At 72.6% G+C, this 19,304-nt stretch carries 17 protein-coding genes and 2 tRNA genes; 6 read left to right on the forward strand and 13 right to left on the reverse strand.

Annotated elements, in window-relative coordinates:
* Positions 1-17 precede the first annotated feature (17 nt).
* The 13 genes from ACQPZX_RS06025 to ACQPZX_RS06085 form a co-directional block, all read right to left on the reverse strand.
* Positions 18-1,019 carry a 2-hydroxyacid dehydrogenase gene (locus tag ACQPZX_RS06025; RefSeq protein WP_433375487.1) on the reverse strand — a complete coding sequence of 334 codons (1,002 nt, stop codon included), beginning with the start codon at positions 1,017-1,019 and terminating at the stop codon, positions 18-20.
* Positions 1,016-2,416, reverse strand: a complete 1,401-nt coding sequence (locus ACQPZX_RS06030) for an FGGY family carbohydrate kinase (protein WP_433375489.1) — start codon at positions 2,414-2,416, stop codon at positions 1,016-1,018. Before ACQPZX_RS06030 ends, ACQPZX_RS06025 begins: the two co-directional genes overlap by 4 nt.
* Positions 2,413-3,198: a DeoR/GlpR family DNA-binding transcription regulator gene (locus ACQPZX_RS06035; protein ID WP_433375492.1), complete on the reverse strand. Its 786-nt coding sequence runs from the start codon at positions 3,196-3,198 to the stop codon at positions 2,413-2,415. Before ACQPZX_RS06035 ends, ACQPZX_RS06030 begins: the two co-directional genes overlap by 4 nt.
* Positions 3,195-3,806, reverse strand: coding sequence for a histidine phosphatase family protein (locus tag ACQPZX_RS06040; protein WP_433375495.1), 612 nt, complete (start codon positions 3,804-3,806; stop codon positions 3,195-3,197). The genes ACQPZX_RS06035 and ACQPZX_RS06040 overlap by 4 nt, the downstream gene beginning before the upstream one ends.
* Entirely contained in the window at positions 3,803-5,296 is a 1,494-nt protein-coding gene (locus ACQPZX_RS06045; RefSeq protein WP_433375497.1) for an FGGY-family carbohydrate kinase, read from the reverse strand. The genes ACQPZX_RS06040 and ACQPZX_RS06045 overlap by 4 nt, the downstream gene beginning before the upstream one ends.
* Before the next feature lie 154 nt (positions 5,297-5,450).
* Positions 5,451-5,537, reverse strand: a tRNA-Leu gene (locus ACQPZX_RS06050).
* A gap of 52 nt (positions 5,538-5,589) precedes the next feature.
* Positions 5,590-6,012: a helix-turn-helix domain-containing protein gene (locus ACQPZX_RS06055; RefSeq protein WP_433375500.1), complete on the reverse strand. Its 423-nt coding sequence runs from the start codon at positions 6,010-6,012 to the stop codon at positions 5,590-5,592.
* Positions 6,013-6,039: 27 nt separating this feature from the next.
* Entirely contained in the window at positions 6,040-6,489 is a 450-nt protein-coding gene (locus ACQPZX_RS06060; protein WP_433375503.1) for an HNH endonuclease signature motif containing protein, read from the reverse strand.
* A 173-nt stretch (positions 6,490-6,662) separates the two neighbouring features.
* Positions 6,663-7,139, reverse strand: a complete 477-nt coding sequence (bcp, locus tag ACQPZX_RS06065) for a thioredoxin-dependent thiol peroxidase (protein WP_433375505.1) — start codon at positions 7,137-7,139, stop codon at positions 6,663-6,665.
* Entirely contained in the window at positions 7,136-8,113 is a 978-nt protein-coding gene (locus ACQPZX_RS06070; RefSeq protein ID WP_433375508.1) for a hypothetical protein, read from the reverse strand. The genes bcp and ACQPZX_RS06070 overlap by 4 nt, the downstream gene beginning before the upstream one ends.
* Positions 8,110-8,859, reverse strand: coding sequence for a DsbA family protein (locus ACQPZX_RS06075; RefSeq protein ID WP_433375510.1), 750 nt, complete (start codon positions 8,857-8,859; stop codon positions 8,110-8,112). Before ACQPZX_RS06075 ends, ACQPZX_RS06070 begins: the two co-directional genes overlap by 4 nt.
* Entirely contained in the window at positions 8,856-9,323 is a 468-nt protein-coding gene (locus ACQPZX_RS06080; RefSeq protein ID WP_433375513.1) for a MauE/DoxX family redox-associated membrane protein, read from the reverse strand. The genes ACQPZX_RS06075 and ACQPZX_RS06080 overlap by 4 nt, the downstream gene beginning before the upstream one ends.
* A 102-nt stretch (positions 9,324-9,425) precedes the next feature.
* On the reverse strand, positions 9,426-9,962 hold the full coding sequence (locus ACQPZX_RS06085) for a sigma-70 family RNA polymerase sigma factor (RefSeq protein WP_433375516.1): 537 nt from the start codon (positions 9,960-9,962) through the stop codon (positions 9,426-9,428).
* A gap of 104 nt (positions 9,963-10,066) precedes the next feature.
* On the opposite strand from ACQPZX_RS06085, the gene ACQPZX_RS06090 reads away from it, so the two are divergent.
* The 6 genes from ACQPZX_RS06090 (at position 10,067) to ACQPZX_RS06115 (ending at position 19,173) form a co-directional block, all read left to right on the forward strand.
* Positions 10,067-11,728: a copper resistance CopC/CopD family protein gene (locus ACQPZX_RS06090; protein ID WP_433375519.1), complete on the forward strand. Its 1,662-nt coding sequence runs from the start codon at positions 10,067-10,069 to the stop codon at positions 11,726-11,728.
* Between the two features lie 142 nt (positions 11,729-11,870).
* Complete coding sequence (locus ACQPZX_RS06095; RefSeq protein WP_433375522.1) at positions 11,871-16,256, forward strand: hypothetical protein; 4,386 nt, start codon at positions 11,871-11,873, stop codon at positions 16,254-16,256.
* A gap of 293 nt (positions 16,257-16,549) precedes the next feature.
* Positions 16,550-17,107, forward strand: a complete 558-nt coding sequence (orn, locus tag ACQPZX_RS06100) for an oligoribonuclease (protein WP_433385052.1) — start codon at positions 16,550-16,552, stop codon at positions 17,105-17,107.
* A gap of 104 nt (positions 17,108-17,211) precedes the next feature.
* Positions 17,212-17,287 (forward strand) — tRNA-His (locus tag ACQPZX_RS06105).
* 107 nt (positions 17,288-17,394) lie between these two features.
* Positions 17,395-18,093 carry an alpha/beta hydrolase gene (locus tag ACQPZX_RS06110; protein ID WP_433375525.1) on the forward strand — a complete coding sequence of 233 codons (699 nt, stop codon included), beginning with the start codon at positions 17,395-17,397 and terminating at the stop codon, positions 18,091-18,093.
* Between the two features lie 39 nt (positions 18,094-18,132).
* Positions 18,133-19,173 (forward strand): hypothetical protein, encoded by a 1,041-nt coding sequence (locus tag ACQPZX_RS06115; protein WP_433375528.1) that lies wholly within the window; start codon positions 18,133-18,135, stop codon positions 19,171-19,173.
* The last annotated feature ends 131 nt before the right edge of the window (positions 19,174-19,304 follow it).

Genomic DNA, 19,304 nt, shown 5'->3' on the forward strand with positions numbered 1-19,304 from the left:
ATCAACGTGCGGAGCGGCTACGACCGATCGGGTGGACAAGACCGAACCCGCAGACCGTAGTCGGCCACGGCCTCGGCTGCCATCGTGGCGGCCCGCTCGGCGGTCTGCACCGTCGCGCCCGCCAGGTGCGGGGTCAGCACGACGTTGCGCGCCGTCAGGATGCGGCTGCCGGCCGGGATCGGCTCTGCCTCGAACACGTCGAAGGCGGCGGCCCCCAACTGTCCCGATTCGAGGGCGTCGACCACGGCGTCGTAGTCGACCAGCCCGCCGCGCGCCGTGTTCACCAGAACCGCGCCGCGCGGCATCCGGCCCAGCGCCGCCGCGTCGATCATGTGATGGGTCTCGGCCGTGAGGCGGGCGTGCAGGCTCACCACGTCGGCCCGGGAAAGCAGTTCGTCCAGTGTGGACACCGTGTCGACGCCCGCCGCATAGGGGTCGTAGACGACCACCGACGCGTCGAAGGCGGCCAGGATCCGAGCCACCCGCGCCCCGATCGCGCCGTAGCCGACCAGGCCCACGGTCGCGCCGGAGAGCTCACGACCCGCGGCGTCCAGGGCGTACAGGTCGCTGCGCCACTCGCCGCCCCGCACCGTGGGGTGCACGTCGGGGATGCGGCGCAGGGCGGCCAGCATCAGCGCGAGAGTGTGCTCGGCCGCGGCCGGCGCGTTGCGGCCCGGCGTCGAGCGCACCTCGATGCCGCGCTCGGCGGCCGCCGCCACATTGACGTTGACCGGGCCGCCGCGGGTGCACACGATCAGGCGCAGCGCGTCGGCGGCCTCCAGCACCCGGGCCGTGAACGGCGCCATCTGGGTGACCGCGACCTCGACGCCGGCCAGGGCCGCGATCAGCTCGTCCTCGTCGCCGCACGCCTCGTCGACCTCGCCGATCTTCCCGAACGGCTGGTACGGCCAGGCCGAGGTGAGCGTGGTGACGACAAGCTCATCACCGAGCCGAGCCCGCAGCGCGGCCTCCACCAGCCCGGGCGTGACGAAGTGGTCGCCCGCGACGAGGATCCTCATGCTTTGTCTTCCCTCCACCAGTCCCGTGCGTGCGACACCGCCCGCAGGTAGCGCTCGTATCCGTCGGCGTAGCGGGCCGCGTCGGGGCCGGGCTCGACGAGCACCCCGGCCGGCGCGGGCCACCCGGGCCGCCCGATGGCCTGGCCGGCGGCGAGGGCCGCGCCCCGGGCGCCCACCTCGTCGCCGGGGAGGGCGCGCAGCGGGCGGCCCAGCACGTCCGCGAAGATCTGCAGCCACGGCCGGCTGGCCGCGCCGCCACCGCACACGACCAGCTCACCGGACAGGCCGGCCGCGGAGAGGCAGTGCCGCGCCGCGTACGCGATCCCCTCGGCCACCGCCCGCACCACATCGGCCCGATCCACCCCGACGTGCAGGCCGTCGAGCCGGGCCCGCGCGTGCGGCGCGACGAACGGGGCACGCTCGCCGGCCTCGGCGAAGAACGGCAGCGCGGTCACCCCGTTCGCCCCGGACGGGCTCGCCGCGAGCAGCTCCGGAACGTCGCCGACGCCCGCGCCGACCAGCGCGAGCACCCAGTCGAGCGCGGCGGCGCCGACCATCGCCGGCATGGCCCGCAGCCAGCGGCCCTCGGTCCAGGTGGCCAGCGTCAGGCCGCACGGCTCGCCGCTGGTGTCCACCTTGTCGGCGAGCACCTGGCAGGCGAGCGTGGTGCCGACGATGAGCAGGCCGTCGCCGACCTCGGTCACCCCGCCGCCCCACGCGCACGCGGGCAGGTCGTAGGGCGCGGCCACCACGGGCGTGCCATCGGCGCGCGACGCCATCGGCGGACGTCGCACGGGGGCCAGCAGCCGCCGATGGTCGGCCAGGCCGCACATCTCGAGGAGGTCGTCGGCGTAGTCGCCGGTGCGCGGGTCGAGGAACGGCACCGACGCGTCCGAGGGGTCGGTGGCGCGCAGGCCGGTGAGCCGCTGCACCACCATGTCCTTGCAGTAGCCGGCGGTGGTGGCGGCCGCGAGCGCGGCCGGCTCTTCGTCGGCGAGAGCGGCGAGGATCGGCGCCGCGGCGCCGGGAAAGAGCAATGATCCGGTACGCCGGAACAGCGCCTCGAGAACGCCGTCGGACTCCCAGCGGGTCAGGATGTCGCCGGCCCGCGCGTCCAGCCAGGAGACGGCGGGCCGCACCGGCCGGCCGGAACTGTCGGACAACCACACGCCGTCGCCCTGCCCGGTCACCCCGATCGCGTCCACCGGGCCGTGCTCGGACAGCCGCTCGAGGACGGTCCGGGCGGCCGCGAACACCTCGTCGGGGTCCTGCTCGTAGCGGCCGGGGCCGGTCCGCTCCAGCCGGGCCCGCTCGGCCGCGCGGGCGATCGGGACGCCGTCGTCGTCGAACGCGACGGCCTTGATGACGGTGGTGCCCGCGTCCAGCCCGATGATCATGTAATCACCTCGTGGCGTATCCCGTGCTCGCGCATCTCGGCGAGCGACTCCTTGCTGGCCTGGGCGTCGGTGAGCACGAGCTCGAAGTCGCGCAGCGGGGCGAGCCGGTGCAGCGCCGCCCGGCCCAGCTTGGTGTGGTCGACCATCAGCACCGACCGCTGCGCGGCCCGCATCATCGCCCGCTTGACCAGCACGATCTCCTGCTCCTGGTGGTACGCGTACCCGTCCGCGATCGCCGATGTCGAGGCGAAGAGCAGGTCGACCCGCAGCGCCTCGATCGCCTCGATGCACGGCACGCCGAGGAAGCTGTCGTGGGTCGGGTGGTACTCGCCGCCGAGGGCGAGCAGGCGGATCCCGGGGCGGCCGGCGAGCAGCTTGATGGTCTCGAGGAAATTCGTCACCACGGTCAGCGGGGTGATGTCTTCGAGCAGCCGGGCCAGCTCCAGCGTCGAGGTGGAGTCGTCGACCATCACCGCCATGCCCGGCTCGATCAGCTCGCGGGCCCGCCGGGCGAGCGCCTGCTTCTCGGCCAGCGCGGCCTGCAGGCGGTAGGAGACGTTGCTCTCGAACACGCTCGACGGCTGCGCGCTGACCCCGCCGCGGTGCTTGCGCACGACGCCCTGGCGTTCCAGCTCGTCGAGGTCGCGGTGGATCGTCATGAGGCTCACGCCGAACTGCTCGGCGAGGTCGGTGGCGGAGACCGATCCGTGGCTCACCACGAACTCGGCGATCTCGGTCTGGCGCTGGGCTGGCCGGCTGCGCTCGGCGGACGGGGTCGTCATGCCGCACATCCTGGAGTGATGCCCACGTTGTAGGCCAGCAGCGCGGCCGACCCGTTCTCGAATCGCAGATCGGTGCGCGAGGCCGGGCTCAGCCCCGGCAGCTTCCGGCGGTACTCCCCGAGCGGGATCCCCAGCACCGCACACACGACCAGGCGGATCAGGGTGCTGTGGGCGACGATCAAGATCTTTCCTCCCGCGTACGCCTCCGTGAGCGCACCGAGAGCGGCCAATGCCCGCTCGACAGCCTCCCGCGGGTGCTCCCCGCCCGGGAAATGGTTCTCCGCCGGGTCGGCGACGAAGCGCTCCGTCACGTCTGGCGGCATCTCGGACAGCAGGCGGCCCTCGGCCGAGCCGAAGTCGAGCTCGCGCAGCCGCTTGTCGACGATCGGGGTGAGTCCCGTGCGGTCCGCCGCAGGCGCCGCGGTACGCACCGCGCGGATCAGGTCGGAGCAGGCCAGCGCCGTCAGCCCGGCCCGGCCGGCCCAGTCGGCCAGCTCCCCGGCCTGCCGCTCGCCGGTCTCGTCGAGGCCGATGTCGGAGCTGCCCGTGTACCGGTTGGGCCGGTGCCACGGCGTCTGCCCGTGCCGGGCCAGATGGACGATCGTCATGCCGCACACCGTGCCAGCCGCTCGTCGATGTAACCCAGCAGGGCGAGCTCGCCCAGGAACTTCGCATAGGGCTCTGCGAAACGCTCCGCGGCCTCGGCCCGGGGCTCGACCACGCCGGCCAGCCGCACCATGCGCCGGGCGGTGATGGTCAGCGAACCGTTGCCGGCCGCGGCCAGCACGGCCATGCCGAACGCGGGCTCGGCCTGCGCCGGCCGGTGCAGCGGCCGGCCCAGCACGTCGGCGCGCAGCTGCGTCCAGTACGCGCTGCGGCTGCCCCCGCCGGTCACCATCACCCGCCCGTCGATCTTGGCGCCCAGCGTCTCCACGTACGCGTAACAAAGCCTCTCGACGAACGCGACCCCCTGCAGGACGGCCGCGTAGCGGTCGGCGCGGGACCGCGGGCGGCCGAGCAGGAACCCCTGGGCGTCCGGCCGCACGAACGGGAACCGCTCACCCCGCGACACCAGCGGGTAGGCGACCGCCCCGGCCGGCTCGAACGCCTCGGCCGCCGCATCGAACGCCGACGGATCGTCCCGGAACTCCGCCGGGATCGAGCCGGCCCCCACATTGGACGCGCCGCCCGGCAGCCAGCCGCCGTCCGGATGCCGGTGCGAATAGACCGCGCCGCCCGGGTCGCTGAGCCGCTCGGTGGTGACGCCCTTGAGCACCAGCGTGGTGCCGAGCACCGAATTCCAGTCGCCCGGGCTCAGCGCGCCCGCCGCCACCTGCGCCGCACAGCCGTCGGTCATGCCGGCGAGCACCGGGGTGCCGGCCGGGAAGCCGGTCTCCGCGGCCGCCCGCGGGCTCACCTCGCCGAGGGCGCTGCCCGGACGCACCACGTCCGGGAGCATCGACAGCGGCACCGCCAGCCGGTCGAGCACCTCGGTCGGCCAGCGGTGCGCGCTCAGGTCGTATCCCGTCTTGAGAGCGTGACTGAAATCGGTCGCCACCGGCGCACCCACCAGGCGCCCCGCGAGATAGTCGGCGGAGTGCGCGAGCCGCACCCCGCCGCGCTCGGCCGCCTGCCGCGTCGCCGCGTCGGCCTGCCCCAGCAGCCACAAGGCTTTGGGCAGCGCCCACGATCGCTGCATCGGCAGCCCCAGCGCCGCCCACAGCTCCCCGCCGGCCTCGGCGGCTCGCCGCTCCTCGGCCTCGGCCCGGGCGTCGTCATACATCAGCGCCGGCGTGAGAGCCGCCCCCGCGCCATCGGTGAGCAGCACCGTTCCCGAGGTGCTGCAGAGCGCCACACCGCGCAGCCGCTCACTCGGCAGTCCCGCGAGAGCCGCCCGGCTGGCCGCGCCCAGCGCCCGCCACCAGGAAGCCGGATCCTGCTCGTGGATGCGCCCCGGCGCCCGGTGGCTGGACAGCTTGGCGGCCCCTTGCCCCACCAGCCCGCCGTCCCCATCCACCACGGCGACGCGCAGGCTCTGCGTACCCACATCGATCCCGGCCCAGAGCGGCTCACCGGCGCTGGTTGACGACTGAACCATGGGCTGTCGGACTCCCCGCTGCCGATACTGTTACCGCGATTTCACGACGAATATAACAGGCCAGGATGTTAATTCTGCAAGCGCGAGTGTGGTTTGCTACCCCGGAAACACCGAAGGCCCGGTCGTGAGACCGGGCCCGCCCTGCAACTGACATTGGTGCGGAAGAGGGGACTCGAACCCCTACGTCCTCTCGGACACGGGCACCTAAAACCCGCGCGGCTGCCAATTTCGCCACTCCCGCCACATCTGGCCCCACAAGGCCAAACGTTGAAGAGAGTCTAGACGGTCCCAGGTCACTCCACGGTCTCGGCCGCGGCGATCCGTTCCCGCTGGGTGGACAGGCCGGCCTCCCGAAGGATCACACTGATCGTGCTGGCCGAGACGGCCACCGGCTCGGCTCGCCCACGCAGCGCGGCCGCGATCTTGCGCGAGCCGAAAAGCGGATGGGCCAATGCGACGGCAACGACCTCGGCACGGTTGATAGCGCGCGGGCGTGGGCGCCGCGGCTCCGGCTCGAGCGTGCCGCGTTCAGCGAGGCGGCGGCGTAGCTCGTACACATGCCCGGTGCTGCAGCCGATTGTCCGCGCCGCGTCGGCGACCGTCATCTCGCGCCGCCCCACCCGTTCCAGGATGTCGGTCTTCGCGCCGTCGGACAGCGGAGCGAAGGCGGCCGCGGCGACGGGATCGCCACGCTGGTCGACGCGGGTGAGCGACACGCGGTGGCGCGGGCGGTTGCGACCCGCTTAGTTCGCCGTCTGGGTGTGGCAATTCGGGCAGAGGAAGCGGAGGTTCTCCGCTCGACAGTCCCGGAAGCAGCCGTCGATGTGGTCGATCTGCAAGGTCAGGGCGCGCCCGTTCCACATGTTGCCTACGCCGCAGTCGGCACAGCGGTAAGGGCGGCCGGACTCCTCCAGGGCCCGGCGTAGAACTGCGGGCTGCTGGCGTTTGGCCTCGTGCGGTCGCAGCACCAGAATCTCGGCCGCAGTGCGGCGGCGCGGGCTGACCGCGCCCCGGTTGTGGCCGCTGCCGAGAAAGTGCGCGGTGTTGATGTCCCAGTGGGTGATGCGCCGGCGCAGGTGGGCGTGGGCGCCGCCGGTGATGGGAATGCCCAGGAACCGGAGGACGCCGGCCATGGTGGTCGAGGCGGCAACCGCCTCGGCGAGCATTGCGCGGGTGTATTTCACGTACGCCACGGTCGGAATGTACCAACAGAATAACAGGGAGTCCCCGCCCGGCACGGCGGCCGCCTTGCGGGTCTGTGCCGCATGACGGCCGCCGTGGGACGGGGGACCTGTCGGTCGGTGTGACTTGCCCGAATGATCGGCAGGCGGGAGGCCGATCTGCGGGAAAGCCGCCCCTGAGAAACTCAGTCGATTCCCAGGTCGCGGCGCAGCTTGGCGACGTGGCCGGTGGCCTTGACGTTGTAGAGCGCCTTCTCGATCACGCCGTTCTCGTCGATCACGAAGGTGGAGCGGATCACGCCCATGACCGTGCGGCCGTAGTTCTGCTTCTCGCCGAACGCGCCGTACGCCGTCAGGACGCTCTTGTCCTCGTCGCTGACCAGCGGGAACGTGATGGCGTCGCGCTCGCGGAACTTCGCCAGCTTGGCGGGGGCGTCGGGGGAGATGCCGACCACCTCGTAGCCCTCGGCCCGCAGCGAGGCCAGGTTGTCGCGGAAGTCGCACGCCTGGGTGGTGCAGCCGGGGGTCATCGCGGCGGGGTACGCGTACAGGATCACCTTGCGGCCGCGCAGGTCCTTGAGCGTGAGCCGGTCGCCGTTGTCGGTGGGCAGCGAGAACTCGGGCGCGGCGTCGCCGGCGGAGAGTCGGGCGGTCTCAGTCATGCGATGACGATAGTCCGGTCCTCCGACACTTCCGGCTTCCCCGGAGGCAGGGCCGCGCGCAGGCGGAGGACGCCGGTCAGGGCCATCGCCACGCCCACGCCGAGGGCCGTCGTCACCAGGGCGCGGGACAGCCAGGCGGGGCCGGCGGTCGGCAGCACGGCCGCGTCGAAGGCGCCGGCCTGGGTGAAGCCGGCGAACAGGGCGAGGCAGGCGCCGGAGAGGGCCAGGTAGAACGGCGGATGGCGGAACGCGGCCGCGAGCGGGAGCAGGCCGGCCAGCACGAGGACGAGGGACGGGGCGCCGCCGTCGAGGGCGGTGCTCACGGCGTACGCGAAAGGTGTGAAAGCCCCCAGGAGCGCGACCGGCCGCACGGCCCATGACCACCGCCTGAGCAGGCCGAATGCCATCAGGCCGGTGAGGGCCGCGATGCCCCACCAGAGCCAGGCGCGCGGCGGCGGCTCCCAGTCGAGCGTGCCCCTGATCTCGAACGTGCGCACCTGCTCGCGCAACGGAACCGTCCACGAGCGGAGGCGATGCGCGCGCGAGGGATCGGCGGCGGCCTGCGGTGGGAGGCCCGGGCTCAGCCAGTGGGTGCGCTGGTCGTGCCAGCGGACCGTCGTCGAGGACGAGAGCTTGCGCCAGGTCGGTGGTGCGGTGGGGTCGCCGGTCAAGGTCTCATTCACGTACGCCGCTGGTGAATTGATGTTCTGCCAGGTGCCGTCGGGGCGGATGTCCAGGTACGGCTCGCCGGAGTAGCCGAGGACCTCGACGGAATGCCCGGTCTTGTTGGTGAGCTCGAGCCGTGCCCCGGCCTCGACCGTGCGGACGCTCAGGCCCTTCTCGGGGGTGCTGATCCCGGTGACCGTCGTGCGGTAAGCGGTCGCGTCGGGTGCGTCGCCGCCGTGTGCGAACGCGGGCGTGGCCGGCACGAGGAACGCGCCGGCCACGATCACCGCGAGGGCGAGCCGTCTCACCCCGCGGCCGCCTCCACGGCCTTGGTCAGGTCGTCGGCCGTGGGCACAGCGCCGTTGGCGCCGGTCACCTGCTTGCCGTTGACCACGACGGTCGGCGTGCCGGTGAAGCCGCGGGACGAGAACGTGTCGGTGACCTTGCCGACCCACGCGTCGTACGTCTTGTCGGTCACCGCCTTGGCGAAGTCGTCGCCGAGCCCGACGCCCTTGCCCAGCTCGATCAGCTTGGCGTCGGTGAGGCCGTCGCTGTTCTCCTCGGGCTGATTGTCGTAGAGGGCGTCGTGGTACTCCTTGAACTTGCCGCCCTCGGCCGCCGCGGCCGCCGCCCCGGCCGACCGGGTGGAGTACTTCGTGCCGTTCGACGCGGGGTCGAGGATCGCGACGGTGTGGTACCGGACGGTGACCTTCTTGTCCGCGACCAGCTGGGTGATCGTGTCACCGGAGGCGTCCTCGAACTGGTGGCAGATCGGGCACATGAAGTCCTCGTAGAGGTCGATCGTGACCGGGCCGGTGCCGATCGCGAACGCGGTGCCGTCGTCGACCGCGACGCTCGGGGTGACGACGTTGCCGGCGTCGTCCTTGGACTGGTTGGCGTAGACGCCCCAGCCGATCAGGCCCGCGATCACCAGCACCGCCACCACGGCCACGGAGGTCCAGATCGTCACCTGCCGGCGCTTGGCCGCCGCCTTCTGCTGCTCGACGATCCGCCGGGCGGCCGCTCGATCCCGCCCCCGATTGCCCTTGCTCATCGTTCTCCCATCAAAAGACCGTCCAGCGAGAACCGGGTACGCGGTTTGGCCAGCAGAATCCCGGCGAGGACCAGGAAACCGACGTCGCGCAGGATCTCCAGGCCGTACTGTGCGGTGCGCCCGGCGGCCAGGTCGCCGCCCTTGCTGAAGCAGCCGCAGTCGATCTGCAGCCCGCGGGCCCACGCCGACACGATCCCGGCGATGAAAATCACCAGGAGCAGGGCGGCGATGGCCGCGCTGAGCCGGACGGCGAGGCCGATCAGCAGGAGCAGGCCGAGCGCGATCTCCAGGAACGGCTGGACCGCGCCGATGACCTTGGCGGTGTCGTACGAGAACAGCCGGTAGGCGTTCACCGCGCGCCCCGAGGCGGCCAGGTCGCCCACCTTGAGCAGGCCCGCCGTCAGGAAAACCGCGGCGAGGCCGAGCCGGGCCACCGTGGAGATCCACGGCCAGACAGCCGTCATCCGGGCAGACAGCTGCCTCGTTTCCATCGTCGTCACGCCCTGTTAGTCGAAGTCCTCACTCCCGAGGTTCCCTCAGTCTCCTGTGGTTTGTCTGGGAACCCTCTAGACAGCGCGCGCTTGTGCGACGGCGGTCACTAGCTCGTCCCGCGCGCGGGCCACTCTCGACCGGATGGTGCCCACCGGCACTTCCTCGACGTCGGCGGCCTCGGCGTAGGAGAGGCCGAGCACCTGGGTGAGCACGAACGCGGTGCGCCGCTCCTCGCTCAGGCGGGCGAGCAGGTCGGCGGTGCTGAGCCGGTGGGCGGGATCGGGGACCGGGAGGTCGGTGACGGCCTGCGCGGCGAGGCGCGCGTCGAGCCGCCTGCGGCGGACGACGGCGCGGAGGTGGTCGGCGCAGGTGCGGCGGGCAATTCCCAACAGCCACGTACGGGCGGAGGAGCGGCCCTCGAAGCTCGGCAGGGCTTTGAACGCCCGCAGGAACGTCTCCTGGGTGAGGTCGTCGGCGGCGCCGGGGTCGACCAGGGCGGCGGTGAAGCGCCACACCTCGGACTGGGTGGCCCGGACGAACGCGGCCAGGGCGTCGGCGTCGCCCGCCCCGGCCTTCCGGGCCAGGTCCGTGGTGTTCTCACCCTCGGTCATGGTCGGAGATGGTACGGGAAGCGGAAATGTCGGGGGCTTCTGGAACCATGTGGGGCGCATCGGCGACTACCCGCCGGTGGGTACTTCCGACCGGATCGTGGAGCATGGCGCGCATGACCTTTGATCGTCGCCGGGCGCTGGCGGGCGCCGCCGGCCTGTTGATCGGGCTCTTCTGCGTGCTGCTCGGGGCCTCGCCGGCCAGCGCGCACGCCGCGCTGGTGGCCACCGACCCCGGCAACGGCACGATCGTGCCCGACGCGCCCAACAAGGTCACGCTGACGTTCAGCGAGTCGGTTCAGCTGGTCAGCGGCAAGATCCAGGTTTTGGGTCCGGACGGCTCCCGCGCCGACCAGGGCGCCCCGACGGTGAACGGCGACACCGTCACGATCCCGCTGCGCTCCGGCGGCGGCCGGGGGACCTATCTGGTGAGCTTCCGGGTGATCTCCGCCGACAGTCACCCGGTCGGTGGCAGCATCACCTATTCGGTGGGCGCCGCGTCGACGCCGCCGTCGGCGGCGATCGACGACACCAAGGTCGATCCGGTGGTCCGGGCGCTGATTCCGGTCGGCAAATACCTCGGGTACGCGGGGCTGGTGTTCCTCATCGGGCCGGCGCTGGTGCTCGCCCTGCTCTGGCCGCACCGGCTGAGCCGCCGCGGGCCGTCCCGCTTGATCTGGACGGGCATGGGCCTGGTCACGTTCAGCACGCTGATGGCGATCTGGCTCCAGGTGCCGTATTCACTGGGGACGGGTCTGTTCGACGTACGCGTCGGCGATCTGCGCGACGTGCTCGGCAGCACCTTCGGCGCGGTGATGCTGGTGCGGCTGGGCGTGCTCGCCGCGGCGGCCTTCCTGTTGCGGCCGCTGTTGCGCGGCAACGGGTCGGGGGAGTCCAAGACCGACCTGGCGCTGCTCGGCGTGCTCGGCGTCGCGGCCCTGGCCACCTGGCCGCTCACCGGCCACCCGACGGCCTCCCCGGTGGCCGGCGTCTCGGTGGTGATCGACGCGATCCATCTGGCCGCGATGTCGGTGTGGCTGGGCGGGCTCGTGATGCTGGTCGGCTTCCTGCTGCGCCAGGCCAACGAGCGCGAGCTGGAGGCGATCCTGCCGATCTGGTCGCGCTGGGCGGCGACGGCGGTGAGCGCGCTGATCCTGGCCGGCGTGGTGCAGGCGCTGATCGAGGTGTCCACGCTCAGCGGGCTGGTCGACAGCACGTACGGGCGGCTCATCCTGGTCAAGGTGGCGCTGGCCGCATGCGTGCTCGGCGTGGCCTGGTTCTCGCGGCGGCTGGTGCGCTCCCGGCAGGCCGAGTCCTCGCCGCGCCGGCTGCGCCGGGTGGTCGCGGCCGAGCTCGCGATCACCGCGGTGGTGCTGGGCGTGACGGCCGCGCTCGTGCAGATCGCGCCGCCGCGCACCGCCGAGGCGGCCGAGACGGGATCGACCTCGTCGACGGTGAGTCAGACGCTGACGAGCAGCACGATGGCCATGCAGATCGACATCTTCCCGGCCACGGTGGGCAACAATTCCATTCACCTGTACGCCTACACACCCGACAACAAGCCGCTGACGGTCGTCGAGTGGACGGGCACGGCGGCGCTGCCCGCCAAGGGGATCGAGCCGATCGAGATCCCGCTGCTGCGGATCACCGACTTCCACGCCGTGGGTGACATCGCGCTCCCGCAGGCCGGCCAGTGGACCTTCAAGTTCACGGCCCGAACGAGCGACATCGATCAGCAGACGCTCACGATGACCGCCAACATCTCCTGATTTTTCCGGACAGCACGGCCCGGCCCTCTTCCAGGGTCGGGCCGTTCTCATATCTATCAGCGATTTCGCGGCTATTTGACCACTTTGGGGTTATTTGGATCTGTATGGTCGGCGAGTATGGCCTGAGAAGGGGGAGAAGCTGATGCGGGTGCTCCGCACCATCCTCGGAATGCTGCTGCTGACCATCGGCCTGCCGTCGCTGCTCGCCGGCGCCGGGCTGTGGGCGGCCATGCAGCACCGCGACCAGGGCGGCGCGTTCAGCGGCGACCTCCAGCGGCTGATCACCCCCGGGTACGCCGTCGTCGTCCCCGACGTCGACCACCTGCTGCGCTCCGACGCCCCCTTCACGAGAATCGGCGACACCCAGCTCCGCATCACGGCCGGCACCCAGGACGGTCCCGCCTTCCTCGGCATCGCCCCCACCGCGGAGGTCGACCAGTACCTCTACGGCGTCCCCCACAGCACGGTCGACCGGGTCGACATCGGCACGGGCTCCCTCCCGGTTGCCAGCACCATCCTCGGCGGCCGCCGCGCCCCCGAGTCGATCCCCGCTCGCGCGACGTTCTGGCTGCGCACCGGCGACGGCTCGGTCGCCTGGACGCCCAGCGACGTGACCGGCGGCCCGTACAGCCTGGTCATCATGAATCCCGGCGCCAAGCCCGGCCTGCGCCTGACCGCCAACGCGGAGATCCGCCCCGGCTGGCTGAACTCCAGCACGTGGGGCCTGATCACCCTCGGCACGCTGTTCGTGATGAGCGGCCTGATCGTCCTGGCCTGGCCCGGCCGGCGGCGCGACGTGGTCTACGTGGTCGAGCCCAGCCAGGTGCCCGACCTGATGGCCGCCATCGGGGCGCCGTTGCCGCTGGCGCTCACCGCCGGCCGCCCCGGAGGCGCACACCGCCCGCGGACCCTGGCCGACGCCCAGAAGCTGGCCGCGCTGCCACCGGCCACCCCGCAGTTCGTCTGGCCGCCGGCCGGGGCGCCGGCCCTCTCCGGTCCCGAGGCGGTCGCGATGCGCGCCGCCCCCAACGCCGCGGCGTACGCGGCCGCCACGGCCATCCCCGGCACTGCCGTCGGCTCTTCGGTCGGGGACGCCGCCGAGGCTTTCGCCGCCGGATTCGCCGACGCCTCCGCCGCGTCGGTCTCCGGCGCATCCACCGAGACCGGCACCGACCGCAAGCCCTCGCCGGTCCCCGCCGGTGCTTCCACTTCCGCTTCCACTTCCGCTTCCATTTCCACTTCCACTTCCACTTCCACTTCCGCTTCCGCTTCCACTTCCGCTTCCGCTTCCGCTTCCACCGGCGTTTCCGCTTCTGCCGCTTCCGCAGCGCAGCCGGTTGCTTCCGGAAGCTCTTCCGACGGCGAGCTGTCGGCCCTTCGGTCGCCAAGACCCGGCGAGCCCCTCAGTTTCATCCAGCCGTCCTCACCGAGCGGCCCGATGTCGCTGCCACTGGGCGACCCACCATCCGGATCCGACCCCATCTTCGGCCGCCGCGGCGAACGCAGCCGCCGCCGCAACCCCGGGCCAAGCGACCTGCCGATGTTCCACGCCTCGGCGGTAGACGCCTGGGTAGCGGAAACGGCCGCCGAGCGAGCCCGCGAGACCGAAGCAACCGCAGCCGCGCGCATGGCCGAGGTGGCCCGCAAGAAGTCCGAAGGCGACGAGGAGCCGCCGCCCCCCACCCCGAACGATGGCGGGCAGCCCACCCCCACCGACGACCGCAGCCCGCGGCGGGGTTCCGGCGGCGCCCGTCCGATGCCGTCCGGCGACGGCGCGATGGCCGCCGCCTACGAGGCAGGCGCCGCAGACGCCCGAGCAGCAAGAGGCGATTTCGAGCCCGCCGGCGCAACTCCCGCCAGGCGCATGCCCGATTCCCGTACGGCCGGCCAGCGCGTTTCCATGGTCACCGGCCCCAAGGCAACCGATTGGGCCGCCACCGGCTTGACAAAGGCAGACGCCCGCAGAGTCGGCCGCCAGCCGGCCCCCGGCGGAGGCCAGACGCCCCCGTCCCGGTTCCCAGCGCCTTCTCCGACCCAGTCCCGCGACACCGGCGCCGCCTCGAAGCCCGCTGCCGCTGCGACGCCGTCCGTGACCGCGACGTCTCCCGCGGCCGCTACGCCTTCCGCGGCCGCTACGCCTTCCGCGGCCGCTACGCCTTCCGCGGCCGCTACGCCTTCCGCGGCCGCTACGCCTTCCGCGGCCGCTACGCCTTCCGCGGCCGCTACGCCTTCCGCGGCCGCTACGCCTTCCGCGGCTGTCGATTCCGTTGCAGCGGAGCAGTCTGTCGAGGCGACCCGGGCCGTGGCGGCCATCGGGACCGATGCGGGCGTCACGATCGGCTCCGGCGTCAAGGGGGCGACCGGTTCGTCGGTTGGCGCCTCCGCGGCCACGCCGGACAAATCGGAGCCTGAGGCCGGCCGGTCCGGGAGCGAGCGGCCGGCGGCGGGGCGGCCGGGCTCCAGCCGGCCGGTCTCGGAGACCCGGGGCGCGGCCTCGGCCAACGGGGCCGGTCCGGGTTCGCGGGGTGCGCGGTCGGCGGGTTCCCCGCGGTCGGGTGGCGAGCCGCCCGCGCCGTTCCCGAAGGTTCTGGGTTTGGGCCGGGCATCCATCGCGGCGGAGGAGCGCGCGCCGGGTGACGCAGAACTCGCTCCGTCCGTTGGGATGGCGGCCCGGGCAAGGACTAGCGTGCAACGCGAAGAATTTTCGTCAACCACGGAAGCTTCTTCGCCCACGACCCCCGTGACCGGCCCGCCCCTCATCTCCGCCGGCTCGGGAAAGGTACAGCCCGCCACGCCGGCCGCCTCCGCTGTGTCGTCCGCTTCCGCGGCGACCGCGAGCGCCGGCGCCGAGCCGCCCCTAACCGCCAGTAGGGCGCGGCAGGCCGCGGGAGCGGACACCGGCCCAGGTCGCGAAGACCGAGATCCGGTGTCCGCTCCCAAGCCGAACTCCATCATCGCGGCCTCCGGCGCCGCCCCCGACGCGACAACCACCGCCGAGGACGCAGCCCGAGACGACGCCACCCGAGAGGCCGCTGCGACCGAAGACGGCGGCGCGAAGGATGCCGCGAGACGCCCGTCGCCAAGGCCGTCTTCGGCCACGACCCGACCGGCAGCTCAGGCGCCTGCACGGACGGCCGCTCCCGCTCAGCCTTCCGGCCCGACGCGAACTGCTGTCGGCTCCCACGCCTCACCGCAGGCACAGGCAGCCGCGAACGCCTCCTCGTCATCAGCGCCCGCAACACCCGTGGCCGATACGCCGGCGGCAACCTTGGCAGAGCAACCCGCGACGGCCTCCGTCGACGAGCACCCCAAGACCGAGGCTTCCACCAATGCTGCCGAATCGACCTCCGCGCCACCGGTGACGGGAGTTCCATCGGCCGCGACCTCGTCGATGCGGATGGTGTCGAGTACGCCCGAGGTCTCCGCAGTGATGCATGCGATGGCCCGCGGCGAGCGCATCGGCGGAGCGACCGCGACCGGGTCCGCAGGCGGGACTTCGATCGGGTCCGCTGGCGACGATGCCGAGCCCGGCCAGGCGGCCGGACCGGCTGAGTCGGGGGTGAAGCGGTCGGCGCCGACGGTGGACTTCCCGCTGGCGCAGCGCCCGATGCCTGCTTCCGGTGGCGTGCGGAAGCCCGCCGATCCGAGCGGCGACCAGTCTCAGGAGGGCGCGGCCACGGGTCTTGCCGGCCGGCTGCCGGGGCTGGGCAGGCGCCCGGCGCCCGCCGCCTGGCGCAAGGCTGCGGAGACCGTGGCCGCCCGCGCCGCCGCGGCCGCGGCCAGGGCCGAGTCCGAGCCAGTGGCCGACCGCGCCGAGCCGGCCGACCGTGCCGAGCCGGCCGACCGTGCCGAGCCGGCCGACCGTGCCGAGCCGGCCGACCGTGCCGAGCCGGCCGACCGTGCCGAGCCGGCCGACCGTGCCGAGCCGGCCGACCGTGCCGAGCCGGCCGAGGGGAGCGAGGGGAGCGAGAGCGCGGCGGCCAAGCCCAAGACGACCAGGGCCCGTGCCGCGAGGGCGAAGACTGCCGAAACCGCCGCGACGAACCGGGCCGCCAAGGCGGCAGCGACCTCGGCGACCCGAAGCGCGGCCAAGTCGGCGGCTCCGACCAGCGGGGGCCCGGGCAAGGCGGCCAAGGCAACGCCGGCGGCCAAGGCCCCGGCCAAGTCGGCCACCGCGCGGTCAGCCGCGACCGCCCGACCCGCCGCGACGGCTTCTCAGCCCGCCGGGACCGCCGCCCGACCCGCCGCGACGGCTTCTCAGCCCCCCGGGACCGCCGCCCGACCCGCCGCGACGGCTGCAAGCGCTGCCAAACCCAGCCCGGCGGCGGCTGACAAGACGGCCGGACCGGCCGCTGCCGAGCTTGCGTCTCGGCTTTCGAGCTATCAGAAGGAGGCCGCCGAGCTCTTCGCCGCCTCCGCGCAGCGCCGTCGCCGCCGAACCGTTACCAACCCGGCGTCGGTTGAGCCGGCGGCGCCTGAGCCCGTTCGTCGTCGCCGGGCCGCCCCGGCGCGGCCGGATGACGACTGAGCCTCGATCAGAGCCGTACAGAAGCCGCCTTGTCGCACGAAAGGGCCCTCCGCGCTGCCGACGCGGAGGGCCCTTTACCGGGGGAACGGAGTAACCGAAGGGGGGCTTCGTCCGTTAAGACCACTTTATCCCGCGAAGCGACCAACTGGGAAGTCCCTGCCCGAAAGCGGACAAAACGCGTCCCCGGGTGGGTCATGCCCGGACGGGTGGCCGGTCAGGACGTGACAGCGACACGCCGTACGCGGGCGTAGGCTGTCGGCGTGGCTGATCTTCTGGTGTGGATCGACTGTGAGATGACCGGTCTCGACCTGGGCAAGGACAAGCTCATCGAGGTCGCGGCGCTGGTCACCGATCCCGAGCTCAACGTGCTGGGCGAGGGCGTCGACCTGGTGATCCACGCCGATGACGCGGCGCTGGACGCGATGCCTCCGGTGGTGCGCGACATGCACGCGAAATCGGGGCTCACCGAGGAGGTCCGCCGCTCGGTGATCACCATGGCCGAGGCGGAGGAGCAGGTCCTCGCGTACGTGAGGGAATTTGTCCCTAACCCCCGCACGGCGCCCCTCTGCGGCAACTCGATCGCCACCGACCGGGGTTTTCTCGCCCGCGACATGCCGGCGCTCGACTCCTTCCTGCACTACCGCATGATCGACGTCTCCTCGATCAAGGAGCTCTGCCGCCGCTGGTACCCGCGGGTGTACTTCGGCCAGCCGCCCAAGGGCCTCGCCCACCGCGCCCTCGCCGACATCCGCGAGAGCATCCGCGAGCTGGAGTACTACCGCCGCACCGTCTTCGTCCCGCTGCCGGGCCCGGACGTCGAGCAGGCCAAGGCGATCGCCGCGGAGTTGTAGGAGTCGAGGGTCACTCGACCGCGCGGGTAACCCGCTCGACGACCCCCGCGAGGATGCGGCTATGATTGGCCGGCACCGCGGGGAGAGCTTCCCGCGCGGCGATGGTGGTCGTAGCTCAGCTGGTAGAGCACCGGGTTGTGGTCCCGGTGGCCGCGGGTTCAAGTCCCGTCGACCACCCCATGCAGCGAGAGCCTGGTCCGTATGGGCCGGGCTCTCGGCGTTTGTCGGGCATCAACGAGACGCTTTCCCGACGGCGCGGTGATATCGATATGGCTAGCGTCCGGAGCATGGACTCCCTCAAGCCCTTCGTCCTCCCGGTCGCGACCCGCACGGCCGAGCGGCATGGCCGGGTCGACCTCTATCCGCCGGACGACCTCTCCCGCCCCCGCCCGGCCGTCCTCTTCCTGCACGGCCTGGTTGCGGCCGAGGCGCCCACCCCGCGCGAATGGCCGATCTTCCAGGCGTACGCGTCATTGGTGTCGTCCCGCGGCGTGTTCGGCGCGACGCTCGATCACCGACTGCACAATCCTGCCGCGTACGAGGCAGCCGCGGACGATGTGCGGGACGCGGTCGAGACCTTGCGGGCGGATCCTCGGGTCGACGGCGAGCGGATGGCGCTCTGGTTCTTCTCCGCGAGCGGCCTGCTCTGCGCCGACTGGCTGCGCGAGCCGCCGTCATGGCTGCGGTGCGTCGCTCTGACGTACCCGGTGCTCATGCCTTTCCCGGGTTGGCCGGTGCCGGAGCGGTTCCGCCCGGTCGACGTGGTGGCGGGGGCGGGTGATCTGCCGATCGTGCTCACCCGCGTGGGCCGCGAGGATCCGGGGATCGCCGAGGGCGTTCGAGCCTTCGTGGCCGCCGCGAAGACCCGGCCCGACATCGTCGAGGTGCCGCACGGCCGGCACGGGTTCGACTACCTCGATGACGACGACGCTTCCCGGGCCGCGATCCAGCGCGCGGTCGATCTGGTCCGCGCAACGATGATTTAGGGGTCCGCGCAACGACGATTTAACGTTTACGATGCGTCGGTGATCGGACACCGCTCGCACACGCTCCCCGAGATCTGCGCGGACCTGGCCGACGCCGTGCTCCGGCTCGACGGCCCCGAGTCCACCCGCAACCAGCGCGCCGTCGTCGACCGGGTTCCGCTGGCCGACGAGGCCGAGCTCAGCGCCGGCCTGCGCAAGCTCGGCCCGGCCCTCGACGAGGTGGCGCTCGGCAACGGCGGCTTCCTCGCCACGCTCGCGGCCGGCCTGATCGAGATGGGCGCCGACCCCTTGCCGGTGCTCGGCGTGCTGGTCGACCGGGTCGCCGGCGGGCTCGAGTCGGCGGCGCAGTTCGGCCTGTTCGCCGACAAGCTGGGCGACGTGTCCGCGCCGACGAGCGCCGACGAGTACCGCGCGCTACGCGACCGGATCGTCGACGCGGCGCCGGCGGCCGGGCTCAGCGTCGAGGAGGCTGGGCAGATCACCCAGGCGTGGTTCTCGGTGAACGACTGGATCCCCAGCCTGCTGCTGCCGTTGCAGCAGAAGCGCGGCCGCCTGGCGCTGCCCCAGCGCGACCGGCTGACCGCCGCGACGATCGCGATGAGCGAGCACGCCGAGGACGCGCCGTGGCTGCTCGGGCTGCTGCGGGTCCTCGACGACGAGGGCCTGGTGGTGGCGCATCGGGAGAGCGGCCGGGTCTTCGAGCTGACGATGAGTGGCGTCGGCGACAACATCCAGCTGCACGTCCTGCTGGCGGCCGCGCTGATCGGCGACGATCGCATCCCGGGCGAGCGCCCCGACCCGTCCTGGGTCGCCGCGGCGACCGACGGCATGATGATGCCCGAGGGCGGCGTACGCACGCAGTTCGACCTGACCGACGCGTCCGGCGCCCCGATCTGGGCCGAGGGCCGCCCCGCCGACATCCCGGTCGTCGAGGGCCGCCGCGTGATCGTCCTCAATCGCCCGTCGTACAGCCGCGCCTACAACGTCGGCCGGCTGTACCCGCTGATGGTCCCCGAGCTCACCGTCGACCGCGCGCTCCCGGCGGACGAAGCGGCGGCCTGGCTGGCGCGCCTCCCTTAATTCCCTTGCCCGGCAGGGGAAAGCGCCGCTATCGTTCCAGACGCGACTTCCGGTGCGCAGGTGACGGTTACATCTGGAGGGGCCTGAAAGGGCACCCGGTGAAGGGACCTTCCGTCGCCGACCTTTGATCT

It is taken from the genome of Actinoplanes sp. CA-142083 (genome assembly GCF_050942195.1).
Classification (GTDB): domain Bacteria; phylum Actinomycetota; class Actinomycetes; order Mycobacteriales; family Micromonosporaceae; genus Actinoplanes.

Bases quoted from the DNA above. Each gene is read 5' to 3' on its own strand.
- ACQPZX_RS06030 (WP_433375489.1), bottom strand. From the start codon at position 2,416: ATGATCATCGGGCTGGACGCGGGCACCACCGTCATCAAGGCCGTCGCG.
- ACQPZX_RS06045 (WP_433375497.1), bottom strand. From the start codon at position 5,296: ATGGTTCAGTCGTCAACCAGCGCCGGTGAGCCGCTCTGGGCCGGGATC.
- ACQPZX_RS06025 (WP_433375487.1), bottom strand. From the start codon at position 1,019: ATGAGGATCCTCGTCGCGGGCGACCACTTCGTCACGCCCGGGCTGGTG.
- ACQPZX_RS06075 (WP_433375510.1), bottom strand. From the start codon at position 8,859: ATGAGCAAGGGCAATCGGGGGCGGGATCGAGCGGCCGCCCGGCGGATC.
- ACQPZX_RS06110 (WP_433375525.1), top strand. From the start codon at position 17,395: ATGGACTCCCTCAAGCCCTTCGTCCTCCCGGTCGCGACCCGCACGGCC.
- bcp (WP_433375505.1), bottom strand. From the start codon at position 7,139: ATGACTGAGACCGCCCGACTCTCCGCCGGCGACGCCGCGCCCGAGTTC.
- ACQPZX_RS06085 (WP_433375516.1), bottom strand. From the start codon at position 9,962: ATGACCGAGGGTGAGAACACCACGGACCTGGCCCGGAAGGCCGGGGCG.
- ACQPZX_RS06040 (WP_433375495.1), bottom strand. From the start codon at position 3,806: ATGACGATCGTCCATCTGGCCCGGCACGGGCAGACGCCGTGGCACCGG.
- ACQPZX_RS06090 (WP_433375519.1), top strand. From the start codon at position 10,067: ATGGCGCGCATGACCTTTGATCGTCGCCGGGCGCTGGCGGGCGCCGCC.
- ACQPZX_RS06080 (WP_433375513.1), bottom strand. From the start codon at position 9,323: ATGACGGCTGTCTGGCCGTGGATCTCCACGGTGGCCCGGCTCGGCCTC.
- ACQPZX_RS06095 (WP_433375522.1), top strand. From the start codon at position 11,871: ATGCGGGTGCTCCGCACCATCCTCGGAATGCTGCTGCTGACCATCGGC.
- ACQPZX_RS06035 (WP_433375492.1), bottom strand. From the start codon at position 3,198: ATGACGACCCCGTCCGCCGAGCGCAGCCGGCCAGCCCAGCGCCAGACC.
- orn (WP_433385052.1), top strand. From the start codon at position 16,550: ATGACCGGTCTCGACCTGGGCAAGGACAAGCTCATCGAGGTCGCGGCG.